The 20343-nt window shown below is 70.6% G+C and carries 25 protein-coding genes; 17 read left to right on the top strand and 8 right to left on the bottom strand.

Features of this window, described 5'->3' with window-relative positions; genetic code table 11:
• Positions 1–144: 144 nt before the first annotated feature.
• The gene (locus tag ABD292_RS42515) at positions 145–558 is read right to left on the bottom strand and encodes a DUF4279 domain-containing protein (RefSeq protein ID WP_344217911.1); all 414 of its coding nucleotides are present in this window, start codon (positions 556–558) and stop codon (positions 145–147) included.
• A gap of 51 nt (positions 559–609) precedes the next feature.
• Positions 610–1518, bottom strand: a complete 909-nt coding sequence (locus tag ABD292_RS42510) for a DUF1963 domain-containing protein (protein WP_344217909.1) — start codon at positions 1516–1518, stop codon at positions 610–612.
• 300 nt (positions 1519–1818) lie between these two features.
• On the opposite strand from ABD292_RS42510, the gene ABD292_RS42505 reads away from it, so the two are divergent.
• The 5 genes from ABD292_RS42505 (at position 1819) to ABD292_RS49120 (ending at position 4474) form a co-directional block, all read left to right on the top strand.
• On the top strand, positions 1819–2316 hold the full coding sequence (locus tag ABD292_RS42505) for a nucleoside phosphorylase-I family protein (protein ID WP_344217907.1): 498 nt from the start codon (positions 1819–1821) through the stop codon (positions 2314–2316).
• Positions 2317–2597: 281 nt separating this feature from the next.
• On the top strand, positions 2598–2762 hold the full coding sequence (locus tag ABD292_RS42500) for a hypothetical protein (RefSeq protein ID WP_344217905.1): 165 nt from the start codon (positions 2598–2600) through the stop codon (positions 2760–2762).
• A gap of 83 nt (positions 2763–2845) precedes the next feature.
• Positions 2846–3637: a GNAT family N-acetyltransferase gene (locus tag ABD292_RS42495; protein ID WP_344217903.1), complete on the top strand. Its 792-nt coding sequence runs from the start codon at positions 2846–2848 to the stop codon at positions 3635–3637.
• A 131-nt stretch (positions 3638–3768) separates the two neighbouring features.
• Positions 3769–4257, top strand: coding sequence for a serine/threonine-protein kinase (locus ABD292_RS42490; protein ID WP_344217900.1), 489 nt, complete (start codon positions 3769–3771; stop codon positions 4255–4257).
• Positions 4258–4276: 19 nt separating this feature from the next.
• On the top strand, positions 4277–4474 hold the full coding sequence (locus tag ABD292_RS49120; RefSeq protein ID WP_425565244.1) for a protein kinase family protein: 198 nt from the start codon (positions 4277–4279) through the stop codon (positions 4472–4474).
• Between the two features lie 44 nt (positions 4475–4518).
• On the opposite strand, the gene ABD292_RS42485 is transcribed toward ABD292_RS49120, so the two are convergent.
• From ABD292_RS42485 to ABD292_RS42475, 3 genes are all read right to left on the bottom strand, one after another.
• Positions 4519–4869, bottom strand: coding sequence for a DUF1330 domain-containing protein (locus tag ABD292_RS42485; RefSeq protein ID WP_344217899.1), 351 nt, complete (start codon positions 4867–4869; stop codon positions 4519–4521).
• A 107-nt stretch (positions 4870–4976) separates the two neighbouring features.
• Entirely contained in the window at positions 4977–5705 is a 729-nt protein-coding gene (locus ABD292_RS42480; RefSeq protein WP_344217898.1) for an SDR family oxidoreductase, read from the bottom strand.
• Between the two features lie 32 nt (positions 5706–5737).
• Positions 5738–6781: a DUF418 domain-containing protein gene (locus ABD292_RS42475; protein ID WP_344217896.1), complete on the bottom strand. Its 1044-nt coding sequence runs from the start codon at positions 6779–6781 to the stop codon at positions 5738–5740.
• 384 nt (positions 6782–7165) lie between these two features.
• Here ABD292_RS42475 and ABD292_RS42470 point away from each other — a divergent pair, with 384 nt between their 5' ends.
• Positions 7166–7636: a hypothetical protein gene (locus ABD292_RS42470; RefSeq protein ID WP_344217894.1), complete on the top strand. Its 471-nt coding sequence runs from the start codon at positions 7166–7168 to the stop codon at positions 7634–7636.
• Positions 7637–7994: 358 nt separating this feature from the next.
• On the opposite strand, the gene ABD292_RS42465 is transcribed toward ABD292_RS42470, so the two are convergent.
• Positions 7995–8453, bottom strand: coding sequence for a MarR family winged helix-turn-helix transcriptional regulator (locus tag ABD292_RS42465; protein ID WP_344217892.1), 459 nt, complete (start codon positions 8451–8453; stop codon positions 7995–7997).
• A gap of 63 nt (positions 8454–8516) precedes the next feature.
• Here ABD292_RS42465 and ABD292_RS42460 point away from each other — a divergent pair, with 63 nt between their 5' ends.
• From ABD292_RS42460 to ABD292_RS42445, 4 genes are all read left to right on the top strand, one after another.
• Complete coding sequence (locus tag ABD292_RS42460; RefSeq protein WP_344217890.1) at positions 8517–9020, top strand: SgcJ/EcaC family oxidoreductase; 504 nt, start codon at positions 8517–8519, stop codon at positions 9018–9020.
• 17 nt (positions 9021–9037) lie between these two features.
• A complete protein-coding gene (locus ABD292_RS42455) occupies positions 9038–9382 on the top strand; it encodes a VOC family protein (RefSeq protein ID WP_344217888.1) in 345 nt (114 codons plus the stop codon).
• 41 nt (positions 9383–9423) lie between these two features.
• A complete protein-coding gene (locus ABD292_RS42450; RefSeq protein ID WP_344217886.1) occupies positions 9424–9627 on the top strand; it encodes a hypothetical protein in 204 nt (67 codons plus the stop codon).
• A gap of 81 nt (positions 9628–9708) precedes the next feature.
• A complete protein-coding gene (locus ABD292_RS42445; protein ID WP_344217884.1) occupies positions 9709–10842 on the top strand; it encodes an NAD(P)/FAD-dependent oxidoreductase in 1134 nt (377 codons plus the stop codon).
• Positions 10843–10848: 6 nt separating this feature from the next.
• Here ABD292_RS42445 and ABD292_RS42440 read toward each other — a convergent pair whose 3' ends face one another.
• Both ABD292_RS42440 and ABD292_RS42435 read right to left on the bottom strand, forming a co-directional pair.
• Positions 10849–11304, bottom strand: a complete 456-nt coding sequence (locus ABD292_RS42440; protein ID WP_344217882.1) for a flavodoxin family protein — start codon at positions 11302–11304, stop codon at positions 10849–10851.
• Positions 11305–11508: 204 nt separating this feature from the next.
• Positions 11509–12501: a sugar-binding transcriptional regulator gene (locus tag ABD292_RS42435; protein WP_344217880.1), complete on the bottom strand. Its 993-nt coding sequence runs from the start codon at positions 12499–12501 to the stop codon at positions 11509–11511.
• A gap of 297 nt (positions 12502–12798) precedes the next feature.
• Here ABD292_RS42435 and ABD292_RS42430 point away from each other — a divergent pair, with 297 nt between their 5' ends.
• The 7 genes from ABD292_RS42430 to ABD292_RS42400 are packed head-to-tail and all read left to right on the top strand — an operon-like array spanning position 12799 to position 20336.
• Positions 12799–13791: a sugar phosphate isomerase/epimerase family protein gene (locus ABD292_RS42430; protein ID WP_344218090.1), complete on the top strand. Its 993-nt coding sequence runs from the start codon at positions 12799–12801 to the stop codon at positions 13789–13791.
• Complete coding sequence (locus ABD292_RS42425) at positions 13788–14681, top strand: transketolase (RefSeq protein ID WP_344217878.1); 894 nt, start codon at positions 13788–13790, stop codon at positions 14679–14681. Before ABD292_RS42430 ends, ABD292_RS42425 begins: the two co-directional genes overlap by 4 nt.
• Positions 14678–15628, top strand: a complete 951-nt coding sequence (locus ABD292_RS42420; RefSeq protein WP_344217876.1) for a transketolase family protein — start codon at positions 14678–14680, stop codon at positions 15626–15628. Before ABD292_RS42425 ends, ABD292_RS42420 begins: the two co-directional genes overlap by 4 nt.
• Positions 15621–17078 (top strand): FGGY family carbohydrate kinase, encoded by a 1458-nt coding sequence (locus ABD292_RS42415; protein WP_344217874.1) that lies wholly within the window; start codon positions 15621–15623, stop codon positions 17076–17078. The genes ABD292_RS42420 and ABD292_RS42415 overlap by 8 nt, the downstream gene beginning before the upstream one ends.
• Positions 17075–17719, top strand: a complete 645-nt coding sequence (locus ABD292_RS42410) for a DUF2291 family protein (protein WP_344217872.1) — start codon at positions 17075–17077, stop codon at positions 17717–17719. Before ABD292_RS42415 ends, ABD292_RS42410 begins: the two co-directional genes overlap by 4 nt.
• Entirely contained in the window at positions 17716–19254 is a 1539-nt protein-coding gene (locus tag ABD292_RS42405) for a sugar ABC transporter ATP-binding protein (protein ID WP_344217870.1), read from the top strand. The genes ABD292_RS42410 and ABD292_RS42405 overlap by 4 nt, the downstream gene beginning before the upstream one ends.
• The gene (locus ABD292_RS42400; protein ID WP_344217868.1) at positions 19251–20336 is read left to right on the top strand and encodes an ABC transporter permease; all 1086 of its coding nucleotides are present in this window, start codon (positions 19251–19253) and stop codon (positions 20334–20336) included. The genes ABD292_RS42405 and ABD292_RS42400 overlap by 4 nt, the downstream gene beginning before the upstream one ends.
• Positions 20337–20343 lie beyond the last annotated feature (7 nt).

The following is a 20343-nucleotide window of genomic DNA, read 5'->3' as shown; positions in this document are numbered from 1 at the left end:
CGCCGGTGCTGCGGGGATTGAACAGGCGCTGAGCCGCTGAAAGCTGTCGAGAACATCAGGCCGTGCACCGTCCAGCCTTCGCCGGTTTCGAGTGTTCCTGGTTGTGGGCGGCCTTGCGGCGATGAGGCTACTCCGTCGCCAGCTCTACGATAAGTCGTACTCGTCGATCCATAGATCGGCTCCAGCTTTGTGGAGAAAGCTGATGGCTTCTGCGTCGAGGATGAGCCCTCGCGGGTTGGAGTGCTCTCCCGGTTCGAACGACCGAAGCATGACCAACGTGGCCGTTGTGCCACCGGCGGTCAGCTCTCCGATTCGATCCCAGGCGCCGGCCAGCTGATTCATCACAGCTTCCGTCTGCTCACCGAGTGAGGTGGTCTCCGCGAGGCCGGAGTCGAGCATCCATTCGTGTCGTGGCGGTAGCAGGCGCCCACTCTTCCTGCCGCGTCGTGACTCCTTCGCCTCGGACCGAGTCGGCTCGACGCCCACGTATCGGGTGATCTGCTCGGGATCGTATTCATCGGACTGGATCATGAAGTAGACCTGCTGCTCGACGATCATGTGGAAACGGTAGCGGTAGAGCGTGAAAGGTGGCGTGCCATGTGGGTGAGTTCATGAGCCTTGGCTGAGGGACTCCACGGGGCGCTCGGGGCACTCCAAGCAGACGAACAGGTAGAGCGATCCGGCATCCTGGATCATGACATCGGCGGGATTCTGCACTTCCGGAGGAGCGTGAGGGGTCAGCAGCGGACGCTCTTCGATGGGAGCCCAGCGCCTGCCGCTCTCGATGTCGAGTTCCCCGCTCGCAATGGTCAGCAGATGTGCCATCTCGTGGCCTCTGCCGCACACCGACTGCTCCGGATCCTGAATCCAGTTCGCCCAGCCTCCGACCTTGCTTCCTGGAGCAGCCGCAAGGTGGGAGAAGTAACTCCAGCCGTCAGAGTTCGCGGCACTCTCTTCCCACGCCCAGACCCTGGCCCTGAGCTCTGCTGGAAGCTCCCAGCCATCCGGATACTCCTCCACCCGCTCCGGCGACAGGACGCAGGCCGTGGGGAGATACGAGTCGTCGCTCTCGGGATCGGGCTCGGGGGCCTTAATGAGCGGACTTCCGACCTCTTCAGCCTTCCGCCAGCGCACGATCGTGTGAGGCTCACTGTACGGTTTGTGATCGACCGGGCACCACAGCACTTGGAGGGTGTCTGTGTCATCAGGGAAAGGCAGCTCAGGAACATCTCGAGCGAAAAACTGCATGACCGGGATCAGCGGAAGTGGATCCCGGCCTTTAGATGGGCCATGGGACAGCGGCTCAGGACAGCTTGGCCAAGGCTCATCCGCAGGCCACAACAGCGGGCCACCCATGGAACTGTCGGTGATGGCGGGCTGTCCCTGACGCGGGTGCAGTCGGACCGTGGTCCGGCGCTGACCGGCCAGTTCAGGGAAAACAGTCGCTACATCGAACGGCGCCGAGGACGTCGTCAGTCCCATGCTCACCACTCCGATCGCAACGGACGACGTCGTCATGGCACACCGTAGAGCAGGGGACCGACAGAACCCCCTGTTCGCAGTTGTGATCGTCGTGCCATTCGCGTGCCGTCCCGAGGTGACGAGTGGGCGGCCACGAACTGCGGCACCTTCTTGCATCTGTTCAAGGGCAGTATCGAGCTGTAGCCTGTGGCTCAGTGATGATGATCTACCTAATGGGGGCCGATCGTCCCCTTGCTGGGAAGAGGATTTCTGTCGGCTGTGGCCTCCAGTTGAACCGTTCTCTCCAGGGATTTGGCCATGCGGAGACCGACCTTGGCGCTCGTGGCGATAGCGGGAATGGTGATCGTCGTGATCGCGGCTGCCGTCGCAGCCCTCGTGCCCGTCTTGTCGCTGTCATCGAGCGAAACCAGCTTGGCGATCACGCCGGCTCCTGCCGCGTCCCAGCAAGCCGGCGACCAGGAAGAAGAAGACGGGGAGCGGGTAGCTCCCGGAACCGCGTGGTCGCTGCAGCTCGACGAGACGGAGCGCCGAAGCCTCGTCGAGGCCGCGCGTAGAGCAGGTGCGTCCGTAGCGGTCGGTGTAGTTGCGAGTGGGATGATATATTACGGCGCCGTATATGGTCAGACCGAAGCCCAGGATAACTTCTACGCGATCGCCATTACCGACCGGATTAACTTCTGGAGCAGGCAGGGCGACAACGAATGGCGCTATGAGGGGGAATTTCAAACAGCGGGCTGCATTCCTCCCGTACCGCTCCGGCTGTACACCGAATGGGGCCTGAGTCTCTCGACAGAACGGCCGACCGGCCAGCCGCCGTGCCCCGTTCCTCAATAGGCAGCAATGCAGTGAGAAGCCCCTGAACAGGCGATTCGCAGCCAGGGCGATTTCGTGATCTTGCTGGCGGGCTTGTCGGCACGTCCGCGGCTGCTCGTGGATGACGTGGGCGTGGGGAGCCGGCTGGGTTTGTTCGGGAGGAGTAGCGGTTTCCGCAGCCGGTCGGGAAGGCGTACGCCTCCGTCGTTCCAGATACGCGATCTCCGCTTTCGAGCGGCTCGGCGCCGGTGGAGGAGTGACTCGACATCGTCGTCGCCATCGCCCGGCCACTGCGGCGGGGCATGGCCGAGGGGGTGTTCCGCCTGATCGGTCCGAAGGTCGTGGCCACGATCCTGCTCACCGTCGTGCACGGCGCCGCGGACGTGATCGCCGCAGGCGATCCACCGGAGCGCTGGTTGGAGGCCGTACGCGACCTCACCCGCCAATGGCTCGGATCGCCGGCGTGACGAGGCGCCGCTGGGGTTCGCTCGGTTGCGCCTAGTGGTGGGGCCGGACAAATCAGTTGTCATGACCCTTACTGTCTTGTCCTGTGACAGACATCGACGATTTGCTCGCGGCCTATGACCAGCAGATGCGGGGAGTGCCTCCCCACCCGCCCGCCGGGGTCACGTACGAGCAGGACGGTCCGCTGTTGCGGATCGTCGGACAGTTCCGCGGCTTCGTCAGCGCTCCGCGCGATGTCGGCGTCCGCGGCGGCGAGCTCGACCGGCTGATCATCCGCCAGCGCGACTACTTCGCCGCGCGTGGCGAGGCGGTCGAATGGAAGACCCGCGGGCACGACCAGCCGGCCGACCTCACCGAGCGTCTGCTCGCGGCGGGCTTCGTACCGGAGGAGCAGGAGACGGTCCTCATCGGCCTGGCCAAGGACATGACCGCCGCACCGGCTCTGCCGAGCGGTGTCACCCTGCGGCAGGTGACCGAGGATGTCGACATGCGTCGCATCGCGGCCATGGAGTCCGTCGTCTGGGGACAGGACTGGTCCTGGCTCGGTGAGGACCTGATCGCCCGCGTGGCGGCGGCTCCGGACGAGATCGTGGTCATGGTCGCCGAAGCCGATGGGGAGGTGGTCTCCGCAGCCTGGCTGGTCTTCCGGGAGGGCACCGAGTTCGCCGGCTTGTGGGGCGGCTCCACGTTGCCGGCATGGCGGGGCCGGGGCATCTACCGCGCGCTGGTCGCCGCCCGGGCGGAACGCGCCGTTGCCCGCGAGGTCAGGTACCTGCACGTGGACGCGTCCGACGACAGCGCGCCGATCCTGCGGCGGCTCGGCTTCCGCGCGGTGACCACGACCACGCCGTACGTGTGGTCGCCGCCTCAGCCTTGACGGGTAGGGGGTCGTGCCTGCCACGTCACCTGTCCGAAGGCGTTCGGCGTACACCGCGGGTCTGGGGATTTGACAGATTCGCGCGCGTACGCACAGGTACGCTGTCAGGACTTCGGTGCAGACGAGGGAGCATGGTGGCCGCGCAGACACAGCCAGGACGTCTGATCAGCGGGCGGTACCGCCTGGAGTCTGTTCTGGGCGGCGGGGGCTTCGGGCGGGTCTGGAAGGCTCACGACGAATCTCTCGATGTGGATGTGGCGGTGAAGGAGGTCTGGCTCCCGTCGGCCGCCTCCGACGAGGAGCATGCGCAGCGGCTGCGGCGCGCCGAGCGGGAGGCGCGCAACGCGGCACGGCTGCGGTCGCATCCGCACATCGTCACCCTCCATGACGTGGTGATCGAGGATCAGGCGCCGTGGATCGTCATGGAACTCGTCGACGGCGGCACTCTCGCTGAGCGGATTCTCCAGAATGGTCCGTTGGAGGCCCTTGGTACGGCGCACGCGTCCGGGATCGTGCACCGGGACGTGAAGCCGGCGAACGTGATGTTCGGGCGGGACGGGCGCGTGCTCCTCACTGACTTCGGGATCGCGGTGAAGCGGGGGACACCGCTCTCACGGTGAGCGGTGTGCTGATGGGCTGATGGGCTCGCTGGAGTACGTCGCGCCGGAACGGTTCAACGGCGTGGACAGCGGTGGTGCGGGGGATCTGTACTCGCTCGGGGTGACGCTGTATCAAGCGTTGGAGGGGGTGTCCCCGTTCCATCGGGACACCCCGACGGACGTATCGGCAGGCCGTGGCGAAGGACAAGCTCAAGCACCCGAAGGACGGCAAGCATAGGCCGCCCGGTGAGCCTGCCGACCCCGGCGCGACGTCGTCATTGCCTATCCACGGGCGCCTAGCGCCTCCCGCATCTCGTTCGCGGTGGAAATCGGGTCGAAGCCCTCGGGGACGCCTTCCACCAGGATGATGTCGCCCTCGATGTGCCGTGAGCGCAGTGGTGCGATCTCCTGGTACGCGGGCGAGTCCCACCAGCTCTGCGCTTCTTCGATCCCCGGGAAGCCGATCATCACGATGTCCCCCGGCCAGCTGCCCTCCAGCACCTTGCGCTTCGCGCCGCGCACGAGAAAGCGGCCGCCGTACGGCTCGAAGGTGGCGGGGATGCGTTCCATGTACTCGACGATCTCCGGGTGCGGGGCGGACTCTCGCAGGTGAGCTATGACGTAGGCAGACATGGGATCCCTTCCGGTCGGTCGCGCTTCGTACTTCCGTGATCGTGGCAGGCGGCCGTGCAGTGAGTCGATGACGTCACAGGTAAAGAGCGGGCGGCGATGTGACCCGCTCAGACCTGTTCGAAGTGGAATGCCTTGATGAAGCAGTCGCGGGGCTGGGTGACCGCGAAGAGGATGCCATCCACGAGTGACTGCGCGGTGAGGGCGTCCTTGGCCTCCCGTGGCGTGGACTCCCACTCCTCGGAGAGGGGGTCGGGGTTGTCGAAGTCGGGCGGGTAGAGCGATATCACCCGGACTCCCTGGGGCCGCAGGCGCTTGGAGAGAATTTCGGTGAAACCGGCTTGGGCGCTCTTGGCCGCGTAGAAGGCGTCGTGCGCGTCCGAGCGGTGATGTCCGGCCGTTCCGCAGGCGGAGACCATCGTCACTACGTCCGGCTTGTCCGAGTTGAGCAGGAGGGGGAGGAAGTTCTTCACGGTCAGGACCGTGCCGGTTGCGCCGGATGCGATGGTGTCGACGACATCCGCGTCGGAGGCCGACTGGAGGTCCGGGCCGTGGAGGTAGCGCGCGCCGTTGTTGATCAGGATGTCGACGTGGTCGGTGTGCTGGGCGACGCCGGACGCGAAGTCGCGGATCGAGGCGGGGTCGGTCAGGTCGCAGGCGTACGCGTGGACCTGCTGGTGGCCTCGGTCGCGGATCTCGTCGCGGACGTGCTCGGCGGCGGCGAGGGTGCGCGCGGACAGGAAGACCTCCGCGCCGAGGTCTGCGAATCGGAGGGCCAGGGTTCGCCCGAAGTCGCGGCCGGCAGCGGTGATGACAACGCGATGGTCGTCGAATCTCATGGGTTCGCTCCTTGTTCGGTTCGGGGCATGGATCACTCACTATGCCCGCCCCTGCTGAGGGGTGGGCGGTGCGTCCAGGTGGCCCAGCGCCAGAGCCACTCGACGGGGCCCTGGCGGTAGTGGCGGAGCCAGAGCGTGCAGAACAACCACTGGGCGGCGAGGATGGCTCCGGCTGTCCAGTACGCCGTCGTCAAGGACTCGCCGATCGGCAGGCCGAGGACGCGCGCGGCCAGGAGAACGAGGAGCGTGGCGGTCAGGTAGCCGGTCAGCGCCATCCGGCCCAGTGGTGCGAAGACGAAGCGCAGTGCCGGTCGCAGCGGGGTTCTGAGCAGGATCAGCATGCCGCACACGTACACGCCGACGAGCAGCAGATCGGCCAGGGTGGTCACGGCGGGCAGGTACGTCGTGGCCCCCACGGCCCGCATGCTCGCCTGGGCCCACACAGCGGCGGCCAGTCCCGCCGCGAACGCCAGGCCCAGCAGGAGCGGGCCGCGGGTGGAGCGCTCGATCCGGCCGATGACCCCGTAGCGGACCAGCGTCGCGCCCAGCAGGAACAGGCCGGCGATCAGCAAGGGCCCGCCCCCGCCGAGGACCAGCGCCGCCGGGATGAGTACGGCGGCGAGGCCGGCCATGGCCCAGCGCGGCAGCCAGGTCGAGGGCAGCAGCACCAGCATGCCGACGACGGCGTAGTCGGTCAGGATCTCGCCCGGCCACAGCAGCATGTGGACGAGGCCGATCGCGAGCAGCGCCCCGAGCCGGCGCAGCAGGACCAGGCGTGGGCGAGGGACGCGGCTCGCGGCGGAGTCCAGCAGCAGCGCGAAGCCTATGCCGAACAGCAGGGAGAAGATCGGCAGCCCGAGCCAGGGATCCCAGTCGCCCATCGGCTGGACCGCGACGGCGGAGCCGCCGGTGGCCATGAGCTGGATGTTGGCGAGCAGGATCTCGCACAGCGCGAAGCCGCGCAGCACGTCGAGCGCGAGGATCCGGGGGCGGCCCGAGGAGGGCGCGGCGCTCTCGGGTCGCCGGTCGGCCGGGACCTGGGGGTGCGAGTTTTGGTGGAGATCTTCGCGTGGCATGGGGCTTCATCCTGGAGAGCCACGGAAGGTGACGGCACCGGTCGGAAGCAGGGGCCGTGGGGGCCGGGATCATACTTTCGGTCGGTTCAGGGGCGGGTGTGCGGTGTACGGCCATCCGGCGGAGTGGTTCGTCGCATGCCGAAGCCGTCGGGGAGTCCATGGGGCGGGGGAGCGCACGCGTATGGGGCCGATCCCGCCTGTCGCGCCGAACCGAGCCATGATGGCGAGCGCTGCCACGGTGCCGGAGCATGGCGACCTGTCGCCGGCCGCCAGGATGGAGGAATGCGTACAGCCCCGTGGATGGTTCTCATCGGTCCGGCCGCAGCAGGAAAGACCACGCTGGGGGAGGGACTGGCCTCAGCCACAGGTAGACAGTTCGTCGACGTGGACGCGCTCGGCGAGACCTATTACGCCGAGGTCGGATGGAGCATGGATCGGCTGCGTGACCGGATCCAGGCCGTGGGCAGGGTCGCGGCCGAGCGGGAGTGGGAACCCGCGCGTGCTCATGCCGTGGAACGCATGATGGCCGACCATCCGGGCGCGATCGTCTCCCTCGGAGCCGGTCACAGCCACTACACGCGGTCCGAGTTGTTCGAGCGGGTTCGGCTCGCGCTTCGCCCCGTCGGTCATGTGGTGCTCGTGCTGCCCTCCTCCGACCGGGAACGGTCCGTCCAGATCCTGCGGCAGCGCAGTCTCGCCACGAAGGGGACCGACTGGATCAGCCGGGACGGGCACGACTTCCTCCGTCAGTGGGTGCACGACCCGGGGAACGAGGCTCTTGCGACGACGGTCCTCCACACCGAGGGGGAAGAGCCCGGGCAGAGCATCAGCCGCCTTTTCACCATGTGTGCGTGATTCACGTGCACAGGTCCCGGTAGCCGCGGTCTTCCACCCCCTCAAGCCCTGCGGACGCTGGGGTACCGGGGGTGCCTGCGGCACGGCGACCGCGGCCTCCCACTGCGGGTCGGCGCTCGACAAGCTGAACCGGCACGGCGGCCGTTACGACCACCGGCAGGCAGGCGGTGGACGAGCTGCGCCGGCACCTCGGGGTGCTCGCCGACGCCGGGCTGCCGCACCCTGGCATCGAGGACCCGGGGTCGGTCGCCGCCGGCCTGCCCTCGCGGGTGGATCAGCACGGTACGGCCCGGCCGCTCGACACCACTGTCGGTGTGGCCGCAGGCGGACGGGGGCGCCGGGTCCCGGCGCCGCCCGTTCATGAAGAGCTTCTGAGGCGGGTGGCCTGGTCCTCCTGGACGTCCCGGGCGGTGCGCAGGAAGTCGAGGATGACGGCGAGCTCGTCCGGGCCGTACCGCTGGAGCGCCTGGGCGCCCGCCAAGCCGACCGGGGCGAAGATCTCGGACTCGACCGTACGGGCGGCGTCGGTGGCTGTGACGAGGACGCGGCGGCGGTTGTCCGGATCGGGGGAACGGGTCACCATGCCCGCGCGCTCCAGCCGGTCGATGACCGTGGTGGTGGCCGCCGGGCTGAGCTTGAGCGCGGCACTGATCTGACCTGCCGTCACCGGGCCGTCGGTCAGCACGCCGTCGAGGCAGCGCAGGTCGGTGCGGTTCAGTGCGAGCCGGGCGGCGGCGGCTTCGTCGAAGGCGTCGAAGCTCTGCTGCAGCAGCCGGAGCTGCATGGCGATCTCTCTGATGAGTTGACGTTTCGACATTCGAATCTTTCTGTTATCGTACATTTCGTTGATCGAAAGAACGATATCAGCCGAGGAGGCATCATGCGTACACCTGCCCTCGCCGAAGGGTCCACCAGCCGCGACACCGAGCGGATCGAGCGGCTCTTCGCCGACTTCAAGGCCGCCTGGACGGCGGGGGACGCGGAGGCGTTCGGGGCGTTGTTCACCGACGACTCCGACTACGTCTCCTACGACGGCACCATCGCCCGCGGCCGGCACGAGCACCAGCGCAATCACGACACGCTCTTCCGCGGCGTCCTGGCCGGCTCGGCGCTGGTCGGCGAGCTGGAGTCGATCCGCTACCTCACCCCTGACGTGGCGGTCGTGCACGGCACGGCCTCCGTCCTGATGCCGTGGCGGTCCGCTCTCCCCGAGCGGCGGCTGTCCCAGCAGACCGTCGTCGTGGTACGGACGGACGCCGGATGGAGGATCGGCGCCATCCACAACGGGCGCGTCCGTCCCGTCACCGTTCCTGAACCTGACGCCCTTCCTTCCCGTCTGTCGCGGTTGATGGCGCGGATCGCGCGCAGGTTCGGCCGCGGATGATCGCTACGCTGGCGGTCATGCGTGTGAGCCAGATTGTGGTGGACTGCCGGGATCCGGCGAACTTGGTGGGGTTCTGGGCGGCGCTGCTGGGCGGGGAGCCGGTGCACCGGGCGCGGGGATGGGCGCACGTGGAGCCGCCCGGCGGCGTACGGCTCGCGTTCCAGCCGGTCGCCGAGGGCAAGGCGGTGAAGAACCGGCTGCACCTGGACATCGAGGTCGAGGCGATCGGGCCGGCCGTCGCCGCCGCAGTACGGCTCGGCGCCGCGCCGATCCGCGAGCAGGTCGTGGACGATCAGGGGGCGTTCCAGGTCATGGCCGATCCCGAGGGCAACGAGTTCTGCTTCGTCGCGCCCGCTGGCTGAGGTCTGGTGCTGCTCCCGGGTGCACTCCGGTCAGCCCGAGGGTGAGCAGCCGGTCGGCTCGGGCCGCCGCGCCGGGTCGGCTGGTGGACGCCCTGGTCGTCACCGGCGGACCTGAGGACGTCATGCGGCGGGTCGAGGAGCAGCACGAGGCCGGTGCTGATCATGTCAGCCCGCACGTGCTGACGGCCACGCCGGATGAGCCGCCTCTGCGGCAGTGGCGCGCGCTGGCCGCGCCTTTGTGGTGAATGCGGAGAAGAGGTGAGGGTGCCGGGCGGATACCGTGCAGACCGCCGTCCCGGCGCGGGAGCGCGCCTACCTTGCGAGATATGCGAAGAGTGGACGTACTGGTGGTGGGGGCGGGGCTGGCCGGTCTGCACACCGCCCGGCTGCTCGCCCGGCGCGATCTGGACGTGCTGGTGATCGACCGGCGCAGATCGCCGGACTCGGGGATCCGGACGACGGGGATCTTCGTCCGCCGTACCCTCGACGACTTCGACCTGCCCGAGCACCTGCTCGGGCCGGGCATCCGGGACGTGCTGCTGTACCCGCCGTCGCGGCGCTCGCCGGTCCGGCTCACCAGCGACCGGGACGAGTACCGCGTGGCCGACATGCCGGGCGTCTACCGGTACGCGCGCCACGCGGCGGAGGCCGCCGGGGCGGAGGTCGTCCCCGGTGTCCGGTACGTCGGGGCGCGGTCGGGCGTCGTGACCCTGGAGGGGGCGGAGCCGGTGGCGGCGCGGTTCGTGGTCGGCGCGGACGGCGCCCGCTCGCACGTGGCCCGTGACCTCGGCCTCGACGTCAACCGGCGGTTCCTGGTCGGGGCCGAGCTGGTGCACCCGATCGCGCCGGGCACGGACGGTCCGGCGTTCCACTGCGTGCTGGATCCGCGGGTCGCGCCCGGCTACCTCGGGTGGGTGGTGGACGACGGGCGGCAGGCGCACGTCGGCGTCGCGGGGGATCCGGGCGCGATGCGCGCCGGGGTACGGCACCTGCTGGACGCCTTCCTGGCGGACGGCGCGCCGGGGCACGCGCCGCCGGCCGGTCCGGTCGAGCGGCGGGGCGGGCCGATCCCGGTGGGCGGGGTGCTGCGGCGGCTGGCCTGCCCGGCCGGGCTGCTCGTCGGGGACGCGGCGGGCGCGGTGTCGCCGCTGACGGCCGGTGGGCTGGACCCGTGCCTGCGCCTGTCGGAGCTGGCGGCGGCGGTCGTGGCGGGATACCTGCGGACCGGCGACCAGGAGGTGCTGCGACGGTACGACGGGGGCGCGCTGCGGGCGCGGTTCCGGGGGCGGCTGCTGCTGCGGCGGGCGCTCGCCGGCGTACGGACGGCCGCGGCGGCCGAGGCGGCGGTGGGGCTGCTGCGCGGCCGGGCCGGGCGGGCGCTGGCGGCGCGGGTCCTGTTCGGCGACGGCTCGTTCCCCGACGTACGGGCCGGGCTCGCCGACCTGGCGGCCACCCGATGACGCGCCCTACGTGGGGCTGATGGTCGCGGCGAGGGTGGCGCCGAGTTCCCAGCAGGCCGCGAGGTCGTCCTTGCCCGGCGGCCCCGTCACCGTGACCGGCCGGACGACCCGCTCCCACCCGAGCCCGGCCGCGATCGACTCGACGGCGCGCACGGCCCCGGTCGTGTCGTTGTTGCCGTGGACGTACAGCCCGTACGGCATCCGCCGCGTCTCCTCCAGGCACGGGTAGTAGACGGTGTCGAAGAAGTGCTTGAGCGCGCCGCTCATGTAGCCGATGTTGGCGGGCGTGCCCAGGACGACCCCGTCGGCCTCGAACACGTCGACGGCGGTGGCCCGCAGCGCCGCCCGGGTGACCACCTCCACGCCTTCGACCTCGTCGGTCGTGGCGCCGTCGCGCACGGCGGTGAAGAGCTCATGGAGCGTGGGCGAGGCGGTGTGGTGCACGATCAGCAGGCGTGACACGGCGACGATCCTCTCACGCCTCCGGCGGGCGGCCCGTGTCGGCGCGCGCGACGTGCGCCGCAGCGGTCCGAGGACCAGGCGCTGACGGCGGGCGGCCCGGGAACCGGCAGGGCGGGCGGCGGGACGGCCGGCTTCCCCGCCGTCAGGGCCGGCTTCCCTGCCGTCAGGGCCGGCTTCCCTGCCGCCAGGGCGGGCGGCAGTCCCTCAAAAATCGTCCGGCTCGTCGAGCAGGGCGCGGGCCGTGGCGACGTCGGTGATGATGACGTTGACCCAGCCGCCGCTGATCGCCGCTCGGATGGCGGCGTGCTTGCGCTCGCCGCCCGCCATCCCGATGCGGCGCGGGATCGCGCGGAAGACCTTGGGGTCGATGCCGACGACCCGGCTGTTGAGGTCGCTGTGGATCAGCTCGCCGGTCGCGTCGAAGAAGCGCTGGCAGACGTCGCCGACCGCGTGGGCGGCGATGAGTTTGTCCTGGTCGGTGGCGGCGAGGGCGTTGCCGCTGTCGCGCAGCAGCGGCGAGGGCTGCACGCTGCCGATGCCGACCAGCGCCATCGTCAGGCTCTGCCACTCCTCGGTCACCGTGCGCATGGCGGCGTCGCCGACCAGGCTCTGGCTGATCTCGGCGGTGCCGACCAGGCCGGGCGCCTGGACGTAGATCGGCTCGGCGCCGACCAGCTCGGCGAGGTGGCCGAGGAGCCGGTTGGCCTTGGCCTGGACGGTGCGCTCGCCGACGCCGCCGACGAGCTGGACCACGCGATCGGCGCCGGCCACCCGCAGCGGGCGGAGCCGGTCGGCGACGGACAGGAGCGTCTGGCTCCACGGGGAGATGCCGATGCGCTCGCCGCCGGCGAGGGTCGACTCGAGGTAGGCCGCCCCGGCCGAGCCGATGCCGGCGAGGATCTCCGACTCGTCGCCGTCGACGTCGACGACGACCGCCTCCCGTAACCCGTAGCGGTCCTCCAGCGCCTGTTCGAGCGTGAGGTGCACGCCCTGGGAGACCACGACGACGGTTCGTACGATGCCGATCTCGCCGGCCCGCTTGAGCAGCCGGGACACCTTCGTCTGCGAGATGTGCAGGGCGTCGGCGATGTCGGCCTGGCGGATGCCGCGCTCGTGGTACATGTGCGCGACCTTGGTGATCAGCCGCACCCGCCCTTCGGGGCCGGACCGGCCGACGCCGCTCGCGTGCACAGCCATCAGGATCCGCCCTTCTCGCCACCGCGAAGACTCCTCGCCCAACATTTTCCATCGGACGGGTCGTTCCCCGCGCCGCCGCGGCGACGGCCGATTGTTTCGCGCACGCTACGTCATCCTCACAGTCGGGTGGAGGAGGTGGCGAGAAGTTATTGACAGCCACCTCACGGATCAGCCACCCTACGGGAACGGAAGATTATGCGTTAGAGCATAAATATGCAATGGACCGTGGTGATGTGCCGCGTGCTGACCGCCGGGACACCACGACCTGCTCAACAAGGAGTGATCGACGTGACGGGCATGCCGACCTTCGGTGCCGGGATCTGGCACTTCGCCACCTACAAGGACCGTTACGCCACCGACGGGTACGGTCCACCGGTCGGGCTGCTGGAGCAGATCGACCGCGCCGGCGCGGTGGGCGAGCTGTCGGTGGTGGACCTGAACTGGCCGTTCGTCGGGTTCGACGGCAGCCTGGACGACGTCAAGGCGGCGCTGGCCAAGAACGACCTGAAGGCCATCGCGATCACGCCCGAGATCTACACGCGCGACTTCGTCAAGGGCTCGTTCACCAACCCCGACCCCGCCGTGCGCAAGAAGGCGATCGCGTTGATGCACGACGCCACCGAGGTTGCCTTGGAGCTGGGCTGCTCGTACGTGAAGCTGTGGCCGGGCCAGGACGGCTGGGACTACCCGTTCCAGGTGAACTACCACGACATCTGGCAGCTCGCGCTGGACGGCCTGACGGAGCTGTGCTCCGCGCACCCTGAGATCAACTATGTGATCGAGTACAAGCCGCGCGAGCCCCGCGTGAAGATCATCTTCCCGAGCGTGGCCCGCACGCTGCTCGGCATCGAGCGCATCGGCCTGCCCAACCTCGGCATCCTGCTCGACTTCGGCCACTCGCTCTACGGCCAGGAGACCCCGGCCGACGCCGCGCAGCTCGCCATCGACCACGGCCGGCTGTTCGCCATCGACGTCAACGACAACATGCGCGGCTGGGACGACGACATGGTGGTCGGCTCGGTGCACCTGGTGGAGACGTTCGAGTTCTTCCACACCCTGCGCCGCAACAACTGGGACGGCGTCTGGCAGCTCGACCAGTTCCCCTTCCGCGAGGACAGCGTCCAGGCCGCCAAGCAGGCGATCCGCTTCCTCAAGGCGGTGCACCGCGCGCTCGACGTCCTCGACGACGACGCGCTCGCCGCCGCCCAGGCCGCGCACGACGCGCTGGCGGCGCAGCGGCTCGTCCAGAACGCGCTGCTGACCTCGATGGCCGGGCTGGAGGAGGCATGACCGAGCTGGCCGTGCACGAGCACGTCGGCCTGCCCGTCTTCGAGCGGCTCGGCCCGCACGCGAGCCGCGCCGAGCAGGTCGCGCACCTGGCCGAGGCCGCCCGGCAGATCCGCATCCAGGACCTCAAGCTCGTCCACCACGCGCGGGCGGGCCACATCGGCGGCGACTTCTCGGCCATCGACATCCTGGCCACCTTGTACGGCGCGGTGCTCGACCTCAGCCCCGAGCGGGTCGCCGACCCGGAACGCGACCGGTTCATCCTGAGCAAGGGCCACGTCGCAGGGGCTTTGTACACGACGCTGGCCGCGTTCGGCTATCTGCCGGTGGCCGAGCTGGCGACGTTCCTGCAGCCGCTGTCGGCGCTCAACGGCCATCCCAGCCGGACGAAGGTCGCGGCCGTCGAGGCCAACACCGGGCCGCTCGGGCACGGGCTGCCGGTCGCGGTCGGGCACGCGCTGTCGGCCAAGCTGGACGGCTCACCGCGCCGGACGTACGTGCTGGTCGGCGACGGCGAGCTGCAGGAGGGCAGCAACTGGGAGGCGATGATGGCGGCCTCCCAGCACCAGCTCGACCGGCTGACCGTGATCGTCGACCGCAACCGGCTGCAGCAGGGCGCCACCGTCGAGGAGACCAATGACCTCGACCCGCTGCACGACAAGGCGGCCGCGTTCGGCTTCGCCGTGACCGAGGTCGACGGGCACGACCACGGCGAGCTGCTGGACGTGCTGTCGTCGGTGCCGCTGCGGCCCGGCAAGCCGACCTTCGTGATCGCCCACACGCACAAGGGCCACCCGATCTCGTTCATGAGCGACAACGTCGCCTGGCACCACAAGGTGCCGAACGAGGCCGAGTATCAGCAGGCGCTCACCGAACTGGAGGACAAGCCATGACCTCGGTCGCCGACCGGCCCCGCTTCGACTGCCGGGACGCCTACGTCGCGACCCTGTCGGAGCTGGCGCACGAGGACCACCGGATCGTCGGCGTGGTCAACGACTCGGTCGGCTCCAGCAAGCTCGCCGGCTTCCGCACGTCCTTCCCCGACCGGCTGATCAACGTCGGCATCGCCGAGCAGGACATGGTCGGCGTGGCCGCCGGCCTGGCCAACGGCGGCCGGATCCCGTTCGTCTCCGCGGCCTCCTGCTTCCTCACCGCCCGGGCCCTGGAGCAGATCAAGGCCGACGTCGCCTACTCCAACCACAACGTCAAGCTGTGCGGCATGAGCCCCGGCCTGGCCTACGGCGAGCTGGGCGCCACTCACCACTCCATCGAGGACATCGCCTGGCTGCGGGCCATCGACAACCTGACCGTCATCGTCCCCGCCGACCCGATCGAGACCAGCGCCGCGCTGCGCTGGGCGGCCGAGGTGGAGGGGCCGGTGTTCGTCCGGGTCAGCAGGATGAGCGTGCCGCAGGTGAACGCCGACGACTACACCTTCGTCCCCGGCCGGGCGGTGACGCTGCGCGAGGGCGGCGACGTGACGCTGATCGCCAACGGCACCGTGCTGTGGCGGGCGCTGGTCGCCGCCGAGCAGCTGGAGGCCGAGGGCGTCTCGGCGCGGGTGCTGTCGATGCCGACGGTCAAGCCGCTCGACACGGAGGCGGTCGTAGCGGCCGCGCGGGAGACCGCGGGCATCGTCACCGTCGAGGAGTCGACCATCGCCGGCGGTCTCGGAGGAGCCGTCGCCGAGACCGTCGTCCAGCACCACCCCGCCAGGGTCGCCATCCTCGGCGTCCCCGAGTTCGCCCCCACCGGGTCGGCCGCCTTCCTGCTCGACCGCTACGGCATGTCCCCGGAGGGCATCGCCGCCTCGGCGCGGAGCCTGCTCAGCCATGGCTAGCCCGCTCATCCTCGCCATCGACCAGGGCACCAGCTCCACCAAGGCGCTCCTGGTCGATGAGGACGGCCGGGTCGTCTCCCGCGCGGCCGTCCCGCTCGCCGAGGCCCAGCCTCGGCCGGGCTGGGTCGAGCAGGACCCCGCGGAGCTGTGGCAGAGCGTGCGGCGGGCGGTCGCCGCCTGCGTCGCCCCCGAGCACGCCCACCGGGTCGCCGGCGTCGGGATCAGCAACCAGCGCGAGTCCCTGGTCCTGTGGGACCGGCGCACCGGCGAGCCCGCCGGGCCGCTGCTGAGCTGGCAGGACCAGCGCACCGCCGACCGCTGCCACGAGCTGGCCGGCTCGGCCGAGCTGGTCCGCTCGGTCAGCGGCCTGCCGCTGGACCCGATGTTCTCCGCGCTGAAGGCCCGCTGGCTGCTCGACACGTACGGGCGGCGCGGGCTCTGCCTCGGCACGATTGATTCCTGGCTGCTCAGCCGCTTCGGCGGCGAGCACGTCATCGAGGTCGGCAACGCCTCCCGCACCCAGCTGCTCGACATCGGGACCGGGCAGTGGGACGAGCGGCTGCTGGAGCTGTTCGGCGTGCCGGCCGAGGTGCTGCCCCGGGTGACGGCCTCGACCGGGCCGTTCCCCGCCGTCCGCGACCTGCCGCCGCTGCCCGACGGGACGCCGGTGCTGGCGGTGCTGGGCGACTCGCACGCCGCGATGTTCGCCCACGCCGGCTGGCGGCCCGGGGTGGTCAAGGCCACCTACGGGACCGGTTCCTCGGTGATGGCGGTCGGCGGCGGGGACGCGCCGGGGCTGTGCCGCAGCATCGCGTGGGACCTCGGCGACGGCCCGGTGCCGGCCGTCGAGGGCAACATCCGGGCCACCGGCCGCGCGATCTCCTGGCTGGCGGACCTGCTGGACGCGCCCGCCGAGACCCTGCTGGCCGAGGCGGAGGACGCGGACACCGGCGGGACGCACTTCGTGCCCGCCTTCGGCGGCCTCGGCGCCCCCTGGTGGGATCCGTACGCGACGCCCGTCATCACCGGCTTCTCGCTGGGCACCCGGCGGGCGCAGCTGGTGGCCGCCGCACTGGAGGCCGTGGCCTTCCAGGTCGAGGACGTCGTGGCCGCCGTCGAGGCGGCGACCGGACGGGTCCGCGTCCTCATGGCGGACGGCGGGCTCACCCGCAGCGCCCGGCTCATGCGCCTGCAGGCCGACCTCAGCGGGCGGATCGTCGCCCGCAGCGGCGAGCACGACCTGTCCGCGCTGGGCGCGGCCGACGCCGCCGGGCTCGCCGCCAAGCTCTGGACCCTCGACCGCCTGGAGGCCAGGCACCGGCCCGCCGACACCTACCGGCCCGCCATCGACGAGGCCGGGCGCGCCAGAAGGAAGGCTGCCTGGCACGCGGCCGTCCGTCAGGCCCGTCCCGAGCACTCCGGGCCCTCGCAGGAAGGAGAAGTCACATGACCGCATCGGCGCCGGCCGCCCGCCGGCGCGTCCCGGCCCGGTGGATCGCCGCCGCACTGGTCGCCCTGCTGATCGTGCTCATGGCGGTCGACACCGAGTACCGCACCGCCGAGACGGCCGCCGCCGCGGCGCCCGCGAAGTTCGACCCGGCCGCCTTCGGCGCCCAGAACTACCAGGCCAAAGTGGTGCCCGCCATCGAGCAGTCCGCCGTCGACCTGCCGGTCCTGCTCAAGGCCCTGGCCGACGACAAGGAGGCCGCCGGCCAGAAGTACGGCAAACGCCAGGGCACCGGCCCGTACAGCTTCGCCGTCAAGGGCACGGGCACCGCGGGCAAGGCCCGCTCCGGCCTGCTGCCCGTCACGGTCGAGGGCCTGCCGGAAGACACGAAGGTGTCGCTGCAGATCGGCCCGGCCATCAACGGCACGGCGCTGCGCGACGCCGCAGGCTTCATCACCTTCGGCCAGTTCACGAACCAGGTCGAGTACGCGGACGCCGCCACCGCGCTGAACAACGAGCTGCGCGGCAAGCTGCTGAACGGCCTCGACGTCGCCGCCCTGGACGGCAAGGAGATCACCTTCACCGGCGCGTTCACGCTGCTCACCCCGCAGACCGTGACCATCACCCCGGTGGCGATCTCATGAGCGCTCCCGTGCTGCGGGCCTGCGAGGTCACCAAGGTCTACGGCGGCACCCACGCGCTCAGAGGCGTCGACTTCCCCGTCACCGCGGGCCGCGTGACCGCGCTGTTCGGCGAGAACGGGGCCGGAAAGTCCACGCTGATGAAGATCCTGGCCGGCATCGAGCGGCCCACTACGGGTCACGTCGAGCTGGACGGGCGGGCCGTGCGGCTCCAGTCCTCCCGGCACGCCGCCGACCTGGGCATCGCCATCATCCACCAGGAGCTGAGCCTGTGCCCGAACCTCAGCGTCACCGACAACCTGTTCCTGGCCCGCGAGGTCCGCACCGGGTTCGGCACCGTCGATCGCAAGGCGCAGCGCGCGGCCACCCGGGCCGTGCTCGACCGGCTGGAGGAGCACACCGACCCGGACGAGCTGGTCGGCGACCTGCGGCTGGGCCAGCAGCAGCTCGTGGAGATCGCCCGCGCCCTGCTCCAGGAGGCGCGCGTCCTGATCATGGACGAGCCGACCTCCGCGCTGACCGCGCCCGAGGTCGAGGTGCTGTTCAAGGTGATCAGGGAGCTGACCGCCGCGGGCGTGGCCGTCGTCTACATCTCCCACCACCTCGACGAGGCGCTCGACATCGCCGACGACGTCGTGGTGCTGCGTGACGGCGCGCTCGTCGCCACCGCCAGGGCGGACGAGGTGGACATCCGCTGGATCGTCGAGCAGATGGTCGGCCGCGACCAGGACACCCTCTTCCCCGACCGCGAGCCCGTGCTCGGCGAGGAGGCGCTGACCGTGCGCGGCCTCACGGTCGCCGACCCGGCCGTCCCCGACCGGCTCGCCGTGGACGGGCTGTCGCTCGCCGTGCGCGCGGGCGAGATCGTCGGCGTCTACGGCCTGATGGGCGCGGGCCGCACCGAGCTGCTGGAGGCGGTCGCGGGCCGGCTCCGGCCGGTGTCCGGCGAGATCCTGCTGGCCGGGACACCCCTGGAGGGGCCCGGCATCCGCGAGCGCATCGAGCGCGGCGTGGTGCTGGTGCCCGAGGACCGCCAGCGTGACGGCCTCGTCCAGACCATGTCGGTGGGGCAGAACCTGTCACTCGCGGCGCTCGGCTCGTACGTCCGCGGCCTGTTCGTGTCGCAGCCGCGCGAGCGGGCCGCGGTCACCCGCGCGATCACCGACGTCACCGTCAAGACCAGCGGCCACGCGGCGGCCATCGGCTCGCTCAGCGGCGGCAACCAGCAGAAGGTGGTCATCGGCAAGGCGCTGCTGACCGGGCCGCGCGTGCTGCTGCTCGACGAGCCGTCACGCGGGGTCGACGTCGGCGCCAAGGCCGACATCTTCGAGTTGATGGCGGCCCAGGCCAGGAGCGGGCTGGCCGTCCTTTTCACCACATCCGACGCCGAAGAGGCTCTGCACATCCCCGACCGGCTGCTCGTGCTCGCCCGCGGCGCCCTCGTCGGCGAGTTTCGGCGCGGCGAGCTCACCCGGGAGGAACTCATGCGCGTGTCCGACGGCGGAACCCAGGCCGAAGAACGGGACGGCGCGTCATGACGGCGACCGCCACCGCCGCGCCCCCGGAGCGGGAAGCCGCCGCCCGCGCCCGCCGCCTGTCGCTGCTCAACGTGGCCTTCGAGGCGCGCGCGTTCATCGCGCTCGCCGTGCTCATCGTCGTCTTCGCCCTGCTGTCGGACGCGTTCCTGACGGTCCCGAACCTGATCACGATGACCAAGCACGTCGCCATCAACGCGGTCATCGCGCTCGGCATGCTGCTGGTCATACTCAAGGGCGGCATCGACCTGTCGGTCGGCTCGATCGTCGGGCTGTCCGGCGTGGTCGCGGGCGAGCTGCTGGGCGGCCTCCACGTGGGCGGCGTGATCGCCTATCCGCCGGTGTGGGTGGTGATCGTGCTGTGCGTGACGGTCGGCATGGCCGTCGGCGCGCTCAACGGGCTGCTCGTCACCCGCTTCAACGTCGCGCCGTTCATCGCGACGCTCGGCATGCTGTACGTGGCCCGCGGCGCGGCGATGCTCATCTCCGACGGCGCCACCTATCCCAATCTGGCCGGCAACCCCGCCCTCGGCAACACCGGCTTCGGCCTGCTCGGCAGCGGCCGCCCGCTCGGTCTGCCCACCTCGATCTGGATCATGATCGCGCTGGCGGTGGCGGCGACCCTCCTGCTCGCCAAGTCGCCGTTCGGCCGCTGGCTCTACGCCACGGGCGGCAACGAGCGGGCCGCCGACCTGTCCGGCGTGCCGATCCGGCGGGTCAAGACCCTCGTGTACGTCATCTCCGGCGCGTGCGCCGCCGTGGCCGGGCTCATCATCGCCTCCGAGCTGACCTCGGCCGCGCCGCAGGCGGGGGAGACGTACGAGCTGAACGCCATCGCCGCGGTCGTCATCGGCGGCGCGGCGCTCAGCGGCGGCCGGGGCACCGTGCGCGGCACCCTGGTCGGCGCGTTCGTCATCGGCTTCCTCGCCGACGGCCTGGTGATCCTGGGCGTGTCGACGTTCTGGCAGATCCTCATCAAGGGCGCCGTGATCATCCTCGCCGTCATGCTCGACCAGGGGCAGCAGCGATTCAAGCGCCGTGGGGCCGCCGCCGCGGCGGTCGCCGCGACCAAGCACCACGACTAGACAGCAC

The sequence above is a fragment of the Nonomuraea bangladeshensis genome (assembly GCF_039529455.1).
GTDB lineage: Bacteria > Actinomycetota > Actinomycetes > Streptosporangiales > Streptosporangiaceae > Nonomuraea > Nonomuraea bangladeshensis.
This window is presented reverse-complemented; position numbering and strand designations above follow the sequence as displayed.

Bases quoted from the DNA above. Each gene is read 5' to 3' on its own strand.
- ABD292_RS42515 (WP_344217911.1), bottom strand. From the start codon at position 558: ATGATCGTCGAGCAGCAGGTCTACTTCATGATCCAGTCCGATGAATAC.
- ABD292_RS42510 (WP_344217909.1), bottom strand. From the start codon at position 1,518: ATGACGACGTCGTCCGTTGCGATCGGAGTGGTGAGCATGGGACTGACG.
- ABD292_RS42505 (WP_344217907.1), top strand. From the start codon at position 1,819: ATGGTGATCGTCGTGATCGCGGCTGCCGTCGCAGCCCTCGTGCCCGTC.
- ABD292_RS42500 (WP_344217905.1), top strand. From the start codon at position 2,598: ATGGCCGAGGGGGTGTTCCGCCTGATCGGTCCGAAGGTCGTGGCCACG.
- ABD292_RS42490 (WP_344217900.1), top strand. From the start codon at position 3,769: ATGGTGGCCGCGCAGACACAGCCAGGACGTCTGATCAGCGGGCGGTAC.
- ABD292_RS49120 (WP_425565244.1), top strand. From the start codon at position 4,277: ATGGGCTCGCTGGAGTACGTCGCGCCGGAACGGTTCAACGGCGTGGAC.
- ABD292_RS42485 (WP_344217899.1), bottom strand. From the start codon at position 4,869: ATGTCTGCCTACGTCATAGCTCACCTGCGAGAGTCCGCCCCGCACCCG.
- ABD292_RS42480 (WP_344217898.1), bottom strand. From the start codon at position 5,705: ATGAGATTCGACGACCATCGCGTTGTCATCACCGCTGCCGGCCGCGAC.
- ABD292_RS42475 (WP_344217896.1), bottom strand. From the start codon at position 6,781: ATGCCACGCGAAGATCTCCACCAAAACTCGCACCCCCAGGTCCCGGCC.
- ABD292_RS42465 (WP_344217892.1), bottom strand. From the start codon at position 8,453: ATGTCGAAACGTCAACTCATCAGAGAGATCGCCATGCAGCTCCGGCTG.
- ABD292_RS42460 (WP_344217890.1), top strand. From the start codon at position 8,517: ATGCGTACACCTGCCCTCGCCGAAGGGTCCACCAGCCGCGACACCGAG.
- ABD292_RS42455 (WP_344217888.1), top strand. From the start codon at position 9,038: ATGCGTGTGAGCCAGATTGTGGTGGACTGCCGGGATCCGGCGAACTTG.
- ABD292_RS42445 (WP_344217884.1), top strand. From the start codon at position 9,709: ATGCGAAGAGTGGACGTACTGGTGGTGGGGGCGGGGCTGGCCGGTCTG.
- ABD292_RS42435 (WP_344217880.1), bottom strand. From the start codon at position 12,501: ATGGCTGTGCACGCGAGCGGCGTCGGCCGGTCCGGCCCCGAAGGGCGG.
- ABD292_RS42430 (WP_344218090.1), top strand. From the start codon at position 12,799: ATGCCGACCTTCGGTGCCGGGATCTGGCACTTCGCCACCTACAAGGAC.
- ABD292_RS42425 (WP_344217878.1), top strand. From the start codon at position 13,788: ATGACCGAGCTGGCCGTGCACGAGCACGTCGGCCTGCCCGTCTTCGAG.
- ABD292_RS42420 (WP_344217876.1), top strand. From the start codon at position 14,678: ATGACCTCGGTCGCCGACCGGCCCCGCTTCGACTGCCGGGACGCCTAC.
- ABD292_RS42415 (WP_344217874.1), top strand. From the start codon at position 15,621: ATGGCTAGCCCGCTCATCCTCGCCATCGACCAGGGCACCAGCTCCACC.
- ABD292_RS42410 (WP_344217872.1), top strand. From the start codon at position 17,075: ATGACCGCATCGGCGCCGGCCGCCCGCCGGCGCGTCCCGGCCCGGTGG.
- ABD292_RS42405 (WP_344217870.1), top strand. From the start codon at position 17,716: ATGAGCGCTCCCGTGCTGCGGGCCTGCGAGGTCACCAAGGTCTACGGC.
- ABD292_RS42400 (WP_344217868.1), top strand. From the start codon at position 19,251: ATGACGGCGACCGCCACCGCCGCGCCCCCGGAGCGGGAAGCCGCCGCC.